The following is a 329-nucleotide window of genomic DNA, read 5'->3' on the forward strand; positions in this document are numbered from 1 at the left end:
ATCACCCCCGCCCACGCGGGGACTACTCGTCACTATAATCATCAGCATCAGAATTACTAGGATCACCCCCGCCCACGCGGGGACTACTTTTCTCTACTGCAACCACAACGGGACAACCAGGGATCACCCCCGCCCACGCGGGGACTACTCAGCACCAACCAATTATTTTATTTGCGTTCGAGGATCACCCCCGCCCACGCGGGGACTACTATCTTTTTTCTGCTTCATTTGCTAATGCTACAGGATCACCCCCGCCCACGCGGGGACTACTATTTTGGTGTTATGCCCAGTTTTTGAGCCATAGGATCACCCCCGCCCACGCGGGGACT

General features: G+C 55.9%; 1 CRISPR repeat array.

From position 1 onward, the window contains the following. Nucleotides 1–58: 58 nt before the first annotated feature. A CRISPR array of direct repeats spans nt 59–328; the repeat unit is 26 nt; unit sequence AGGATCACCCCCGCCCACGCGGGGAC. The last annotated feature ends 1 nt before the right edge of the window (nt 329 follow it).

Source organism: Peptoniphilus sp. HMSC062D09, assembly GCF_001811425.1.
In the GTDB taxonomy this organism is placed as follows: domain Bacteria; phylum Bacillota; class Clostridia; order Tissierellales; family Peptoniphilaceae; genus Peptoniphilus_A.